Raw genomic sequence first — 14,714 nt, forward strand, 5'->3', positions numbered from 1 at the left:
GCTCACTCGAAGGCACGGTCGAGCAGGTTGCGCTGCTCTTCCTGGTGCCGCTTGGCCACGCCCACCGAGGGCGCCGACGAAGCGGCCCGGGTGATCGGCTGGACCTCGATGCCGAGCTTGTTCCAGACGTTGAGCGCGTAGTGCGGCCACGGGCCCATGTTCTGCGGCTCGTCCTGCACCCAGCGGACCGTCTTGAGGTTCGGGAACTTCTTGATCTCGTCGGCGATCTGCTCGTCGGGTGACGGGTAGAGGCGCTCGACGCGGGCGATCGCGAAACGGTTGCCGTTCTCGCGCTTGCCCCGGTCGACCATGAGGTCCCAGGTGACCCGGCCCGAGCACAGCAGCAGCGTGTCGACGGTGTTCGGGTCGGCCTGGTCGTCGCCGATCAGGCCCTGGAACGACCCCTGCGTGAAGTCGGCCGGCTGCGAGGCCGCCTCCTTGCGCTTGAGCATCGACTTGGGTGTGAAGACCACCAGCGGTCGGTGCTCCTCACCCAGCGAGTGCCGGCGCAGCAGGTGGAAGTACGACGCGGGCGTCGACGGCTGTGCCACGACCATGGCGTCCTCGGCACACATCGCCAGGAACCGCTCGATGCGGGCCGACGAGTGGTCGGGGCCCTGGCCCTCGTAGCCGTGCGGCAGGAGGAGTACGACGCCCGACTGCTGGCGCCACTTGGCCTCACCGGCGGTGATGAACTCGTCGATGACGGTCTGTGCGCCGTTGACGAAGTCACCGAACTGGGCCTCCCACAGCACCAGGGCGTCGGGACGGGCCACGGAGTAGCCGTACTCGAAGCCGAGGGCGGCGTACTCGGAGAGCAGCGAGTCGTAGACGTGGAAGCGGGCCTGGTCCTCGGTGAGCGTGCTCAGCGGGGTCCACTCGTCGGCGTTGGTGCGGTCGATGATGGTGGCGAACCGCTGCACGAACGTGCCGCGACGTGAGTCCTGGCCGGCCAGACGCACCGGACGACCCTCCATCAGCAACGAGCCGAATGCCAGGATCTCGCCGGTGCCCCAGTCGATCGGGCCCTCGGTGATCGCCGTGGCGCGACGCTGGAGCTGCGGCATCACCTTCGGGTGAACGGTGAAGCCCTCCGGCGGCGTGACGTAGGCGTCGGAGATGCGCTTGAGGACGTCCTGGCTGATCTTGGTGACCGCCTCGCCCGCGGGCTTCTCCGGGTAGTCCGGAACGGTGGTCCACTCGTCGGGCGAGCTCTTGGCCTCACGCACCTCGGTGAAGACCCGCTCGAGCTGCTGCTGGTAGTCGCGCAGCACGGTCTCGGCCTCCTCGATCGTGATGTCGCCACGACCGATCAGGGACTCGGTGTAGAGCTTGCGGATCGACCGCTTCTGCTCGATCAGGTCGTACATCAACGGCTGGGTGTACGACGGGTCGTCACCCTCGTTGTGACCGCGACGGCGGTAGCAGACCAGGTCGATGACGACGTCCTTGCGGAACGCCTGGCGGTACTCGAAGGCCAGACGCGCCACGCGGATGCAGGCCTCGGGGTCGTCGCCGTTCACGTGGAAGATCGGCGCCTGCACCATGCGGGCGACATCGGTGCAGTAGAGCGAGGAGCGCGACGAACCGGGGGAGGTGGTGAACCCGACCTGGTTGTTGACCACCAGGTGGATCGTGCCGCCCGTGCGGTAGCCGCGCAGCTGCGACAGGTTGAGCGTCTCGGCGACGACACCCTGACCGGCGAACGCCGCGTCACCGTGCACGAGCAGCGGGAGCACGGGGTATTCGGCGCCCCGGTCGAGGACGTCCTGCTTGGCGCGGGCGATGCCCTCGAGCACCGGGTCGACGGCCTCGAGGTGCGACGGGTTCGCGGCCACGGAGACCTTGATCCTGTCGCCGAGGCCCGAGAGGAACTCACCCTCGGCGCCGAGGTGGTACTTCACGTCGCCGGATCCCTGGACGGTGCGCGGGTCGATGTTGCCCTCGAACTCGCGGAAGATCTGGGAGTACTTCTTGCCGACGATGTTGGCCAGCACGTTGAGGCGCCCACGGTGGGCCATGCCGATGCAGACCTCGTCGAGGGCCGACTCGGCCGCTGCCTCACAGATCTCGTCGATCACCGGCACGGTGGTCTCCGCGCCCTCGAGGCTGAACCGCTTCTGGCCGACGAACTTGGTCTGCAGGAAGGTCTCGAAGGCCTCGGCCTGGTTGAGCTTCAGCAGGATCCGCAGCTGCTCCTCGCGGGGCGTCTTCACGTGCGGCTGCTCGACGCGCTCCTGGATCCAGCGACGCTGCTCGGGGTCCTGGATGTGCATGTACTCGATGCCGATGGTGCGGCAGTAGGAGTCACGCAGGATGCCGAGGATCTGGCGCAGGCGCATGAAGCGGCGGCCCTCGCCACCGAACGAGCCGGTGGCGAACTCGCGGTCGAGGTCCCACAGGGTCAGCCCGTGCGACTCGATCTCGAGGTCGGGGTGGCTGCGCTGGCGGTACTCGAGCGGGTCGGTGTCGGCCATCATGTGACCGCGCACCCGGTAGGCGTGGATCAGCTCGAGGATGCGGGCCTGCTTGCTGATCTCGTCATCGTGGTTGGTGGCGATGTCGTTGCCCCAACGGATCGGCTCGTAGGGGATGCGCAGCGAGCGGAAGATCTCGTCGTAGAACCCCTCCTCGCCCAGCAGCAGCTGGTGCAGCCGGCGCAGGAACTCACCCGACTGGGCACCCTGGATGACCCGGTGGTCGTAGGTGGAGGTGATGGTGAGGATGCGGCTGACCGCGTTGCGGGTCAGCGTCTCCTCGGACGCGCCCTGGAACTCCGGCGGGTAGTCCATCGACCCGACGCCGATGATCGCGGCCTGGCCGGCCATCAGGCGGGGGACGGAGTTGTTGGTGCCGAGGCCACCGACGTTGGTCAGGCTGATCGTGGTGCCGGTGTAGTCGTCCATCGACAGCTTGTTGTCGCGGGCCTTGCGGATGATCGCTTCGTACGCCGTCCAGAAGCCGGCGAAGTCCATCGACTCGGTCGCCTTGATGGAGGGGGCGACGAGCTGGCGGGTGCCGTCGGGCTTCTGCTGGTCGATGGCCAGCCCGAGGTTGATGTGCGCCGGCGTGACCATGGTGGGCTTGCCGTTGGTCTCGGTGTAGGAGTTGTTCATCTCCGGCATCGAGCGGATCGCCTTGACGATCGCGTAGCCGATGAGGTGGGTGAACGAGACCTTGCCACCACGGGCGCGCTTGAGGTGGTTGTTGATGACCACGCGGTTGTCCCACAGCAGCTTCACCGGGACGTTGCGCACCGAGGTTGCCGTCGGGACGTGGAGGGAGACGTCCATGTTCTTCGCCGTGGCGGCCGCGATGCCGCGCAGCACGGTGTGCTTCGGCTCGTCGGTCGGCTCGCTCGGCTCGCTGGGCTTGGGGTCACGCGGCTCGGGGTTCGCGGTGCCCTTGGCGGGCTCGACCGGCTTGCTCACCGGGCGGGGCTTGGCCACCGGAGCCGGCGTCGCGGAGTCGGCCGCGGGTGTCTCTGCCGCAGGCGCTGCCGCGGCGGGAGCCGCCGCAGCCTGCTGCGCGGGCTGGGAGGGTGCCGCGGCCGGGGCGGACGCGGTCGGTGCGGTCGTCCGTGAGGCCGGCGCGGAGGCGTCTCCGGATGCGGGAGCGGCCCCGTTGGAGCCGCCCTGATCCTTGAAGTATGCGGTCCATTCCGGGCCCACGCTGGCCGGATCCTTCTGGTACTGCTCGAACATTTCGTCAACGAGCCACTCGTTGGCTCCGAAGTCGATAAGTCGGTTGTTCTGAGAAGACTCAGCCACGGCTTGGTTCGCCTCTTCCGGTGCGGCATTTGCGGGGTGTCGATACAAGCGTCAAGGCTAGACCCACCCGGCAACAAATGCAGAGGCTGGTCTCCCTTCTCGGGCAAGGTGTTGCCGGTATCACCATTGAGGAGGTGCACGACTGATGTCGACGAAGAGAAATCGGCGAGCACGAGGAGCCGCACTGGTGCTCGTCCTGGCCCTGTTCGCGAGCGGATGCAGCTCCGACGACGAGGGCGACGACCCGACCGAGAAGGGGCGTGCGCCGGGGCTCGACGAGCCCCGGGTGGCCCAGGTGCCCCTGGTGGCCACGGTCGGCAAGGTCACCGGCAAGCTCCCGCCGAAGCGGCGCACGCAGGCAGTGACGACGGTCGGACGCACCGTCGACACGTGGTTCGAGGCGGCCTGGGTCGGCGGCGACTTCCCCCGGCGCAGCATGAAGGGCTCGTGGCCCGGCTTCACCCGCGACCTGGCAGCGCAGGCCCGGCACGACAGGACGCTCACCTCGAACGCCCAGCTGGCGGGCCGCATCGACGAGGTGACCGTCGTACGCCGCACCGTGAAGGTCGACCTGCTCGGCGCGTCGAAGCGAGCGGTGGGTGCCACCGCGCGCTTCCGGCTCGTCTTCGACACCGACGGTGACGCCCGGCGCCGCGTGACGGTGACAGGTCGGCTGACCCTGAGCCCGGTCAAGGGCACCTGGCGGATCTTCGAGTACGACGTGGCGCGCTCGGCCAGGGCCGTGCCGGCGTCGAGGAAGGACAACTGATGCGACGACTACTGAGCAGGACGGCGTTGGCCGCCGTACTCTCCGCGACGCTCTTGCTCGTGCCGAACAGCTCGGTGAGCCAGACCGACGCGACCCTCGTGAAGGTGCAGCGCGCGCAGGGGGTCGACCTGTCGCCGGACGTGGTGTGGATCCTGGCTCTCGGCTCCGATGCCCGGCCCGGCCAGAACGTGCTGCGCAGCCGTGCCGACGCCATCCAGCTGGTCGGCATCAACAGCCGCACTGGCGCGGCCACGGCGATCGGCATGCCGCGCGACTCCTGGGTCTCGATCCCGGGACACGGGTCGAACCGGATCAACGCGGCCCTCTACTTCGGCGGTCCGCAGCTGATGGCCGAGACCGTGAAGGGCCTCACCGGCGTGGAACCCGACTACGTGATGGTGGCCAGCTTCATGGGGCTGCGCAACATGGTCACCGCGATCGGCGGCATCACGGTCAACTCGCGGCACGCCTTCAGCGACCCCTACCTTCGGCCACAGGGCTTCAAGGTGGGCAAGCAGCACCTCGGTGGGTTGGGGGCGTTGGCGTTCTCGCGGGTGCGCAAGTCGTTGCCGCGTGGTGACTTCGACCGGTCGGCGAACCAGCAGGAGACACTGCAGGCGATCCACCGGCAGGTCAAGGCCCGGCAGGACCAGCCCGGCTTCCTCGACAAGGGCACCCTGGCGGTCATGCAGCACATGGACGCCCGGGTGCCGCCCAAGGAGCTCTTCCGCATCGCACGCGCGGTGGCGGCGGTGCGCAGCGACCGGATCACCCACTGCGTGGTCAACGGCAGCATCGGGAACATCGGTGGCGCCAGCGTCGTCCTGCCGTACGTCGACCAGGCGCGGCGCTACGGCAACGACGCCCGCAAGGACGCCGTGATCTCCCACTGCTGAACCGGCGGGCGTGAGCTCGGGAAAGCGTGAAGGGGCGGCTCCGGATCGGAGCCGCCCCTTCAGCGTCTGTCAGGTGATGCGGTGGATCAGGTGCGACGCAGGCTGGCCTTCGCCACGCCGATGTTCACCACGACGGTCTGGTCGCCGAGCACGGTCACCCGAAGGGCCGTGACGGTGATGCCGGTCTTGGTGGTCGACTTCACCATCGACTGGATCTTGACCAGCCCGCCGATGTCGAGCGTCTGGCCGGGGACCGGAACCTTGTAGGCCTTGCCACCGAAGGTGATCGAGGCGACCGAGCTTCCGGCTGTGCTCTTGGCGATGCGGCCCTTGGCGGAGCGCGCCACGTTGGCACGGGCCACGACGCCCTTGACCTGCAGGCTGGAGTCGCCGACGCCCAGCTTGATGTCGGCCAGTGCGGCCTCGGTCCAGGCCTTGGCGCGGCCACGGCTCTGCTGCACGCCGTACACCCGGGCCTGGGCGACACCGGCGACGACGGCGTTCAGGTTCAGCAGGTTGGCGCCGACCGTCGCGCTCTTGCGGACCACGCCGCGAGTGCCCTCACAGGGAATGGAGCGCTCGGAGATCGGACCCGCGGTGACCACACCGCCGAGCACCTTGGCCTCGAGGACCCGGGCGTTGCCGGCCATCACGGCTGACGGGACGTCGTCGCTGATCTGGGCGAAGGAGCGACCGATGGTCACGTTGACGTCGTCGGATCCGCCGGCGTGGCCGTCGAGACCGAAGAGCGTGACGTTCAACGCCACGGCGTTGGCGAACGCGTGGTGGGCGTAGGCCGCCTTGCGCGTCTTGCCGAGCCGGATGACGCCGAGACCGGGGAGCGTGAGCTCGTTGCCGGTGGCCTTCTGCAGCTGCTTGATCAGGTCGCCGACGCCGGCGCCGACCTGGTTCAGGATGTCGTCGAGCGGCGTGCCGGTGTTGGCGGCGATGTCGACCGAGCTGAACGACGCGCTGGTGCCGAACCTGCCGGACCGGGCGTGGGCGTCGGCCGTGGTGGAGAGACCGGTGATGCTGAGGTTCAGCCCGTCGGCAGCGCCGAGACGGACCGAGGCGACCCGGTTGGTGCTGCGCATGCCGACGGTCCTGCCGGACTTGTAGGTGCGGCTGCGGCTGGCCACGGCGCCGACCTTGAGCACGGGGCTCGGGTTCGGCACGTTGGCGGCGGCGACGCTGCGGTCACGGATGATGCCGGTACGGCGGGTGCAGCCCAGCCAGGAGTAGGCGGTCGGCGACGACGAGACGCCGGCGAGGCCGACGTTCGCGTAGGTGCCGTAGGCCCAGCCCTGGAACGCGTAGTTCGTGATGGTCGTCGCGGCCGCGGCGGGTGCCGCGTTCGCGCTGCCGGCAAGGCCGAGCGCACCGACCATGGCCACTGCCGTGGCCGTTGAAGCAGCGAGAATACGCCGCACTGAAGTCTTCACAGGTTGTCTCCCCAAAACGATAAATAGTGGTCCGAGACCGCCTATGTCAGCTCCCGATGAAAGGTCTCACCGGATGCAACGAGAGGCAGTCCACTTCGTTACGTGGAAATCTTCCCCAAAATTGGGCAAACCCGCTGGAGAATGGCGAGATTGCCCGGCATTCGGATGGTTCACACCAGTCACACGGGTCACGAAATGCCGACAACCCCGCACGTTCGGGCGGGGTTGTGGTGGTGATTCGGTCGAGCGCCTCCGGCAGGATTCGAACCTGCGGCACCTGGTACCGGAAACCAGTGCTCTATCCCCTGAGCTACGGAGGCATGCGCGTCGCAGCGCGCTGCCGAAGACTACCGGTCGATACTCGCTGACGTGAAACCGAGGTCCGCCGATAGGCTTACCGGGTGACTCCCGAACAGCTCTCCACCGCAGTCGTCGATGCCCTTGCCTCGTTGGTCGACCAGGGCGCGCTCGCCCTGCCCGACGGCGTTCCCTCCGAGGTGACGATCGAGCGGCCGCGACAGAAGGGCCACGGGGACTACGCCACCAACGTCGCCCTCCAGCTCGCCAAGAAGGCTGGCACGAATCCGCGCGCCCTCGCCGAGCTGGTGGCGGAGAAGCTGACTGCCGCCGACGGTGTCGCCGAGGTCGAGATCGCCGGTCCCGGCTTCCTCAACATCACGGTCGACGCGGGCGCCCAGGGCCGGCTCGCCGCCGAGGTCGTGGCCGCCGGGTCATCGTACGGCGCCTCCGACGCGTTCGCCGGCGAGAAGATCAACCTCGAGTTCGTCTCGGCCAACCCCACGGGTCCGTTGCACATCGGTGCCGTGCGTTGGGCTGCCGTCGGTGACGCGCTCGGCCGAATCTTCACGATGACCGGCGCCGAGGTCACCCGGGAGTACTACTTCAACGACCACGGCGGCCAGATCGACAGGTTCAGCAACTCGTTGCTGGCCAGCGCCAAGGGGGAGCCGGCCCCCGAGGACGGCTACGGCGGCGAGTACATCCAGGACATCGCCGCAGCGATCGTCGCGCAGGAGCCCGACGTCCTCGAGCTCGGCGACGACGAGGCGCGCGAGGTCTTCCGCCGGATCGGCGTCGAGATGATGTTCGACGAGATCAAGAAGTCGCTGCGCGACTTCCGCGTCGACTTCGACGTCTACTTCCACGAGGACAACCTGCACAAGAGCGGTGCCGTCGCGAAGGCGGTCGAGCGGCTCACCGAGCTCGGCAACACCTACGAGAAGGACAACGCGCTCTGGCTCGCCACCGAGAAGTTCGGTGACGACAAGGACCGCGTGATCATCAAGTCCGACGGCAACGGCGCCTACCTGTCCGGCGACCTGGCCTACTACCTCGACAAGAGGGAGCGGGGCTTCGACCGCTGCTTCATCATGCTCGGCGCCGACCACCACGGCTACGTGGGCCGCATGAACGCCATGTGTGCCGCATTCGGCGACGAGCCGGGCAAGAACCTCGAGATCCTGATCGGCCAGATGGTCAACCTGCTCCGCGACGGCCAGCCGCTGCGGATGTCCAAGCGTGCCGGGACGGTCGTCACCATCGACGACCTGGTCGGCGCGATCGGTGTCGACGCCAGCCGCTACGCACTGGCCCGCTACCACTCGGACTCGCCCATCGACATCGACCTCGACCTGTGGGCGAAGGCAACCAACGACAACCCGGTCTTCACCGTGCAGTACGCCCACGCACGGGTGGCGAGCCTGCTGCGCAACGCGGCCGACCTCGACGTCGTGGCGGCGTCGCACCCCGAGCTCCTGGTCCACGAGAAGGAGGGCGTGCTGCTGCGCTCCCTCGCGGAGTTCCCGCGCGTGGTCAAGGCGGCCGCCGAGCTGCGCGAACCGCACCGGGTCGCGCGCTACCTCGAGGACCTCGCCGGCGTCTACCACCGGTTCTACGACAGCTGCCGGGTGCTGCCCCGCGGCGACGAGGAGACCACTGACCTGCACCGGGCGCGGCTGTTGCTCGTCGACGCGACCCGGACCGTGCTGGCCAACGGCCTCGCCCTCCTGGGCGTCTCCGCGCCCGAGAGGATGTGATCCGGAGTGCCTACCGCCCACCCCTCCGGCTGGGCCCACGCTGACGGTGCCCTCCGGGGACCCCACTGGTTGCGTGAGCCCGACGACGCCAACGCCCTGGTCGGCCAGCTCTGGTCGTCGACCGCGCACAAGAACGACGACGGTGCGCTGGTCGTCGGGGGAGTGGACCTCCGTGACCTCGTCGCCGAGCACGGCTCACCGGCGTACGTCCTCGACGAGGACGACTTCCGCGGCCGGGCGCGCGCCTTCCGTGACGCGTTCTCGGCGTACGACGTCTACTACGCCGGCAAGGCGTTCCTCTGCACGACGATCGCCTCGTGGATCGCCGAGGAGGGTCTGTGCCTCGACGTGTGCTCCAACAGTGAGCTGACCGTCGCCCTGCGTGGTGGCGTGGACCCGTCGCGCATCGGCTACCACGGCAACAACAAGACCACCGCCGAGCTGCGGCGTGCGATCCAGGCCGGTGTGGGCCGCATCGTGGTCGACTCCCTCCACGAGATCGAGCGGCTCGAGGCGATCACGGCTGGTCTCGAGGTGGGACGTGCCTCCTCGACCGGGGGGTCGGTGAAGGTGATGCTGCGGGTGACCGCGGGCGTCGAGGCGCACACCCACGAATACATCGCCACTGCCCACGAGGACCAGAAGTTCGGCTTCTCGATCACCTCGGGCGACGCCTTCGAGGCCGTACGCCGCGTGCTCGCCGCGCCGGGCCTCGAGCTCCTGGGGCTGCACAGCCACATCGGCAGTCAGATCTTCGACTCCTCGGGCTTCGAGGTGGCCGCCCGACGGGTGCTGGCGCTGCACGCCCGGGTCTCCGAGGAGCTGTCGGTCGACATGCCCGAGATGGACCTCGGCGGGGGCTTCGGCATCGCCTACACCACCCAGGACGACCCGTCCGACCCGGCGCAGCTGGCCACCGAGATGAGCAAGATCGTGGAGCACGAGTGCCGCGCGCTCGGCATCGAGGAGCCGCGCCTCTCGATCGAGCCCGGTCGGGCCATCGTCGGGCCGAGCGTGTGCACGGTCTATGAGGTCGGAACGGTGAAGGAGGTCGCCCTCGACGGCGGCGCGCGACGGGTCTACGTCAGCGTCGACGGCGGCATGAGCGACAACATCCGCACCGCCCTCTACGACGCCGACTACTCGTGCACGCTGGCCTCACGCGTCTCGGAGGCGCCCGCCGTCCTGGCCCGCGTGGTCGGCAAGCACTGCGAGGCCGGCGACATCGTGGTCAAGGACGAGTTCCTCCCGGGCGACGTACGCCCCGGAGACCTCGTCGCGGTGCCCGGCACCGGCGCCTACTGCCGCTCGATGGCCAGCAACTACAACCATGCGCTGCGCCCGCCGGTGATCGCTGTACGGGACGGCGTCACGCGCGTCGTCGTTCGGCGAGAGACTGAGGACGATCTTCTGGCCACCGACGTGGCACCCCGACGTGATGGAGCAAGCAGTTGAGTGAGGCTGGCAAGCGGCTGAAGGTCGCAGTCCTGGGATGCGGTTCGGTCGGCTCACAGGTGGTGCGGTTGCTCACCGAGCAGTCCGACGACCTGGCCGCGCGGATCGGTGCGCCGGTCGACCTGGTCGGCGTCGCCGTACGCCGCCTCGACGCGACCCGCGAGGTCGAGGTGCCCGAGGGACTGCTCACCACCGACGCCGACGCGCTGCTCGCCCGGGGCGACCTCGACCTGGTGGTCGAGGTGATCGGTGGCATCGAGCCGGCCCGGTCGCTGATCCTGACCGCGCTCGAGAACGGCGCCTCGGTCGTCACGGCCAACAAGGCGCTGCTCGCCGAAGACGGGCCGACGCTCTTCGAGGCCGCGGCCAAGGCGGGGCGCGACCTCTACTACGAGGCGGCCGTCGCCGGCGCGATCCCGATCCTGCGGCCGCTGCGTGAGTCGCTGGCCGGTGACAAGGTCACCCGCGTGCTCGGCATCGTCAACGGCACCACCAACTTCATCCTCGACAAGATGGACACCTCGGGTGCCGGCTTCGGCGAGGCGCTCGAGGAGGCCCAGGAGCTCGGGTACGCCGAGGCCGACCCGACCGCCGACGTCGAGGGCTTCGACGCCGCAGCGAAGGCCGCCATCCTGGCCAGCATCGCGTTCCACACCCGGGTCACCGCCGACGACGTCTACCGTGAGGGCATCTCCGAGGTGACCGCCGCCGACGTGCAGTCGGCCCGCGAGATGAAGTGCGTGGTCAAGCTGCTGGCGATCTGCGAGCTCAAGGACGACGCTGTCTCGGCGCGCGTGCACCCGGCGATGATCCCGCTCACCCACCCGCTGGCGTCGGTGCGTGAGGCCTACAACGCGGTCTTCGTCGAGTCCGAGGCGGCCGGTCAGCTGATGTTCTACGGCCCCGGCGCCGGCGGCTCACCGACCGCGTCGGCGGTGCTCGGTGACCTCGTCACCGCGGCCCGCAACCGTCTCGGCGGAACGCGCGGCGCGGGGGAGTCGGCGTACGCCGATCGTGTCGTGCTGCCCATGGGCGAGACGATCACGCGCTACCACGTGGCGCTCGACGTCCAGGACCGCGCGGGTGTGCTGGCGGCTGTTGCGCTCGCCTTCGCCGAGCACGACGTGTCGATCCAGACCGTCCGCCAGGAAGGCCGCGGCGCCGACGCACAGCTCGTCGTGGTTTCCCACAGGGCGACCGACGCCCAACTCAGCGCCACCGTCGAGCACCTGCGGGGCATGGACATGGTTCGCGAGGTCACCTCGGTGATGCGCGTGGAAGGTGAATCAGAGTGAGCACGCACCAGTGGCGCGGCGTCGTCGAGGAGTACCGCGACCGCCTCGACATCCCCGAGGGCACCCCGGCCATCACCCTGCGTGAGGGCGGCACCCCGCTGGTCTCCTCCGGATGGCTCTCGGGCCTCACCGGCGCCGAGGTGTGGCTCAAGGTCGAGGGTGACAACCCCACCGGCTCGTTCAAGGACCGCGGCATGACCGCGGCGATCTCCGTGGCGGTGCACGAGGGCGCCAAGGCCGTGGTGTGCGCCTCGACCGGCAACACGTCGGCGTCGATGGCGGCCTACGCGGCCAAGGCCGGCATCAAGCCGCTCGTGCTCGTGCCCGAGGGCAAGATCGCGGCCGGCAAGATGGCCCAGGCGATCGTGCACGGCGCCCAGGTCATCATGGTGCGCGGCAACTTCGACGACTGCCTGGCGATCGCCCGCGGCCTGTCCGAGAAGTACCCCGTCGCGTTGGTGAACTCGGTCAACCCGATCCGCCTGCAGGGCCAGAAGACCGCGTCGTTCGAGATCGTCGACTTCCTCGGCGAGGCCCCCGACCTGCACTTCCTGCCGGTCGGGAACGCCGGCAACATCTCGGCGTACTGGCTCGGCTACACCGAGTACGTCGCCTCCGGTGACGCCACTCGGCTGCCCGTGATGCGTGGCTTCCAGGCCGAGGGTGCCGCACCCCTGGTGACCGGAGAGCCGTTCCCGAACCCCGAGACCAAGGCCACCGCCATCCGGGTCGGCAACCCCGCCTCGTGGACCCTGGCCGTCGACGCCGCCACCGAGTCGGGCGGCGGGTTCACCTCGCTGACCGACGAGGAGATCCTGGCCGCCCAGAAGGCGCTGGCCTCCAGCGACGGCGTCTTCGTCGAACCGGCCTCGGCAGCCGGTGTGGCCGGTCTGCTGAAGGCGCACGCCGGTGGCGAGGACTTCACCGGCAAGACGATCGTCATCACCGTGACCGGCCACGGGCTCAAGGACACCGCGACCGCACTCGAGGGGTTCGGCGACCTCGTCGACAACGTGGTCGACCCCGACGTCGAGTCCGCGGCGGCGGCGGCCGGTCTCGCCTGACATGGCGCGATTCGTCGACGGCCCGGTCACGGTCTCGGTGCCGGCGACCTCGGCCAACCTCGGACCGGGCTTCGACTCGCTCGGCCTGGCCCTCTCGTTGCGCGACGAGCTCACCGGCACGGTGACCGGCTCCGGCCTGCGCATCGACGTCGAGGGTGCCGGTGCGGACGACGTACCCCGCGACGAGTCGCACCTGGTGGTGCGTGCGATGCGGGCTGCGTTCGGTCTGATGAACGCCGAACCTCCGGGCCTGTCGTTGAGCTGCGTCAACCGCATCCCGCACGCGCGCGGCCTGGGCTCGTCATCTGCCGCCATCGTCGGGGGCCTCGCCCTGGCCCGCGGCCTCGTCGCCGGCGGGCAGCTGCTGCTCGACGACGACGCGATGTTCCGCCTCGCGGCGGAGATCGAGGGGCACCCCGACAACGTGGCGCCTGCGCTCTACGGGGGCTTCGTGATTTCGGGACGTGAGGCGAACGACTTCTACGCCGCCGGGTCGGTCGTCGACCCGCGCATCTCGGCGGTGGTCTTCATCCCGTCCACCCCCGTCTCGACCGAGGCCGCCCGGGGCCTGCTGCCCGACGTCGTCCCGCACGCCGACGCTGCGGCGAACTCCGGACGTACGGCGCTGCTGGTCGCGGCCCTGGCCCGACGTCCGGACCTGCTGCACCTGGCCACCCGCGACTACCTGCACCAGTCCTACCGGACGCCCGCGATGCCGCAGTCCTTGGCGCTGGTCGAGGCCCTGCGCGGCCAGGAGCACCCGGCGATCGTCTCGGGGGCGGGGCCGACCGTCCTGGCGTTCACCGACGGCCCGGTGCACCCGGTGGCGGGCTGGTCGACCGGCCCCGAGTCCCTGATGGCGCAGTGCCCTGAGGGCTGGACGACGCTTCACCTCGAGGTCGACACGCACGGGGTTGTCGTCACCAGTTGACCCCACGCCGACGCGTACGACGGGTGCGCAGTGAGGGCGGTCACCTGGTGTTACTCTGGTCGGGCGCCACGATCATCAGGCGCTCGCACTCCCTCTGGGTTCGCCCGGCGCGGTGCACCCTCCTCCTCGTCATGTCGCAGTCGGCGACCGTCACCTCGGTGTGACTCGCGACCGGGCGCGACGAGGCACATACACGAGAAGCCGTCGGCACTCGAGCCGGAACGGCACAGATACGTGGGAAGGACCTCACGTGACGGAAACCAACGAGACCACCGCTGCGACGCAGTCGGAGGCCCCGGCCGCCAAGGCCGCGCCCAAGAAGCGCACCGGCGGGCTCAACTCCATGCTGATCGCCGACCTGAAGGCCATGGCCGGCGGGCTCGGCATCAGCGGCTCCGGCAGCATGAAGAAGGCACAACTGGTCGAGGCCATCAAGGCGGCCCAGACAAGCGGCAAGACGAGCGGCCCGTCGGGCGGCAAGCCGGTCGCCGACAAGCCGGCCGCGGAGTCGTCCGCGCCGAGCGGAGGCTCCAGCGACAACGCCCCGGACCAGCCACGGGTCCGGACCCGGGTCCGCGGCGCGGCCAAGGCGCCGGGCGCCGCTGCCGGATCCGGCGAGGGTGACCGCCCGGCCGACGAAGCGAACACCGTGCGTGAGTCGCGCGGTGAACGCCAGCGTGCCCAGGACGACCGGGAGACCACGAACCAGGAGTCGTCGGTCCGCGCGACAGCAGGCGAGGCCTCCGGCGCGGACGCGTCGGAGGGCCAGCGCGCCCGCCGCGACCAGCCCGAGAAGCAGTCGGACAAGCAGTCGGACAAGCAGGCCGATCAGGCGCAGGACCGTGGCGCCGGCCAGCAGGACAACAAGCAGCACGGCGACAAGCAGCAGGGCCGCCAGGACAAGCAGCAGGACCGGCAACAGGACCGGCAACAGGACCGGCAACAGGACCGGCAACAAGGCAACCGCCAGTCCGGCCAGCAGGACAAGCAGCAGGAGAAGCAGCAGTCCGACAGGCAGGGCGGCCAGCAGGACAA

General features: G+C 69.5%; 10 protein-coding genes and 1 tRNA gene. 8 read left to right on the top strand and 3 right to left on the bottom strand.

Annotated features, from left to right (window positions below):
• Window positions 1–2: 2 nt before the first annotated feature.
• Complete coding sequence (locus ASD66_RS23225; protein ID WP_056686361.1) at window positions 3–3,770, bottom strand: multifunctional oxoglutarate decarboxylase/oxoglutarate dehydrogenase thiamine pyrophosphate-binding subunit/dihydrolipoyllysine-residue succinyltransferase subunit; 3,768 nt, start codon at window positions 3,768–3,770, stop codon at window positions 3–5.
• 145 nt (window positions 3,771–3,915) lie between these two features.
• Between ASD66_RS23225 and ASD66_RS23230 the strand changes: the two genes are divergently transcribed.
• Window positions 3,916–4,539, top strand: coding sequence for a hypothetical protein (locus tag ASD66_RS23230; RefSeq protein ID WP_156388876.1), 624 nt, complete (start codon window positions 3,916–3,918; stop codon window positions 4,537–4,539).
• Window positions 4,539–5,435 carry an LCP family protein gene (locus ASD66_RS23235; protein WP_056686369.1) on the top strand — a complete coding sequence of 299 codons (897 nt, stop codon included), beginning with the start codon at window positions 4,539–4,541 and terminating at the stop codon, window positions 5,433–5,435. The genes ASD66_RS23230 and ASD66_RS23235 overlap by 1 nt, the downstream gene beginning before the upstream one ends.
• Before the next feature lie 86 nt (window positions 5,436–5,521).
• Here the strand turns inward: ASD66_RS23235 and ASD66_RS23240 are convergent, their stop codons facing one another.
• Both ASD66_RS23240 and ASD66_RS23245 read right to left on the bottom strand, forming a co-directional pair.
• On the bottom strand, window positions 5,522–6,877 hold the full coding sequence (locus ASD66_RS23240) for a choice-of-anchor P family protein (RefSeq protein ID WP_156388877.1): 1,356 nt from the start codon (window positions 6,875–6,877) through the stop codon (window positions 5,522–5,524).
• 247 nt (window positions 6,878–7,124) lie between these two features.
• Window positions 7,125–7,197: transfer RNA gene (locus ASD66_RS23245), tRNA-Arg, on the bottom strand.
• Between the two features lie 81 nt (window positions 7,198–7,278).
• On the opposite strand from ASD66_RS23245, the gene argS reads away from it, so the two are divergent.
• The 6 genes from argS to ASD66_RS25470 all read left to right on the top strand — a co-directional run.
• Window positions 7,279–8,934 (top strand): arginine--tRNA ligase, encoded by a 1,656-nt coding sequence (gene argS / locus ASD66_RS23250; protein ID WP_056686375.1) that lies wholly within the window; start codon window positions 7,279–7,281, stop codon window positions 8,932–8,934.
• Between the two features lie 6 nt (window positions 8,935–8,940).
• Window positions 8,941–10,389 carry a diaminopimelate decarboxylase gene (gene lysA, locus ASD66_RS23255; protein ID WP_056892417.1) on the top strand — a complete coding sequence of 483 codons (1,449 nt, stop codon included), beginning with the start codon at window positions 8,941–8,943 and terminating at the stop codon, window positions 10,387–10,389.
• Complete coding sequence (locus ASD66_RS23260; RefSeq protein ID WP_056686389.1) at window positions 10,386–11,684, top strand: homoserine dehydrogenase; 1,299 nt, start codon at window positions 10,386–10,388, stop codon at window positions 11,682–11,684. The genes lysA and ASD66_RS23260 overlap by 4 nt, the downstream gene beginning before the upstream one ends.
• Window positions 11,681–12,748, top strand: coding sequence for a threonine synthase (gene thrC, locus ASD66_RS23265; RefSeq protein WP_056892418.1), 1,068 nt, complete (start codon window positions 11,681–11,683; stop codon window positions 12,746–12,748). Before ASD66_RS23260 ends, thrC begins: the two co-directional genes overlap by 4 nt.
• Before the next feature lies 1 nt (window position 12,749).
• Window positions 12,750–13,679 (top strand): homoserine kinase, encoded by a 930-nt coding sequence (thrB, locus tag ASD66_RS23270; protein WP_056686393.1) that lies wholly within the window; start codon window positions 12,750–12,752, stop codon window positions 13,677–13,679.
• A 250-nt stretch (window positions 13,680–13,929) separates the two neighbouring features.
• Window positions 13,930–14,714, top strand: a 785-nt coding sequence (locus tag ASD66_RS25470) for a Rho termination factor N-terminal domain-containing protein (RefSeq protein ID WP_235530235.1), incomplete at its 3' end; no start/stop codon positions are given.

The organism is Nocardioides sp. Root151 (assembly GCF_001427925.1).
In the GTDB taxonomy this organism is placed as follows: Bacteria; Actinomycetota; Actinomycetes; order Propionibacteriales; family Nocardioidaceae; genus Nocardioides.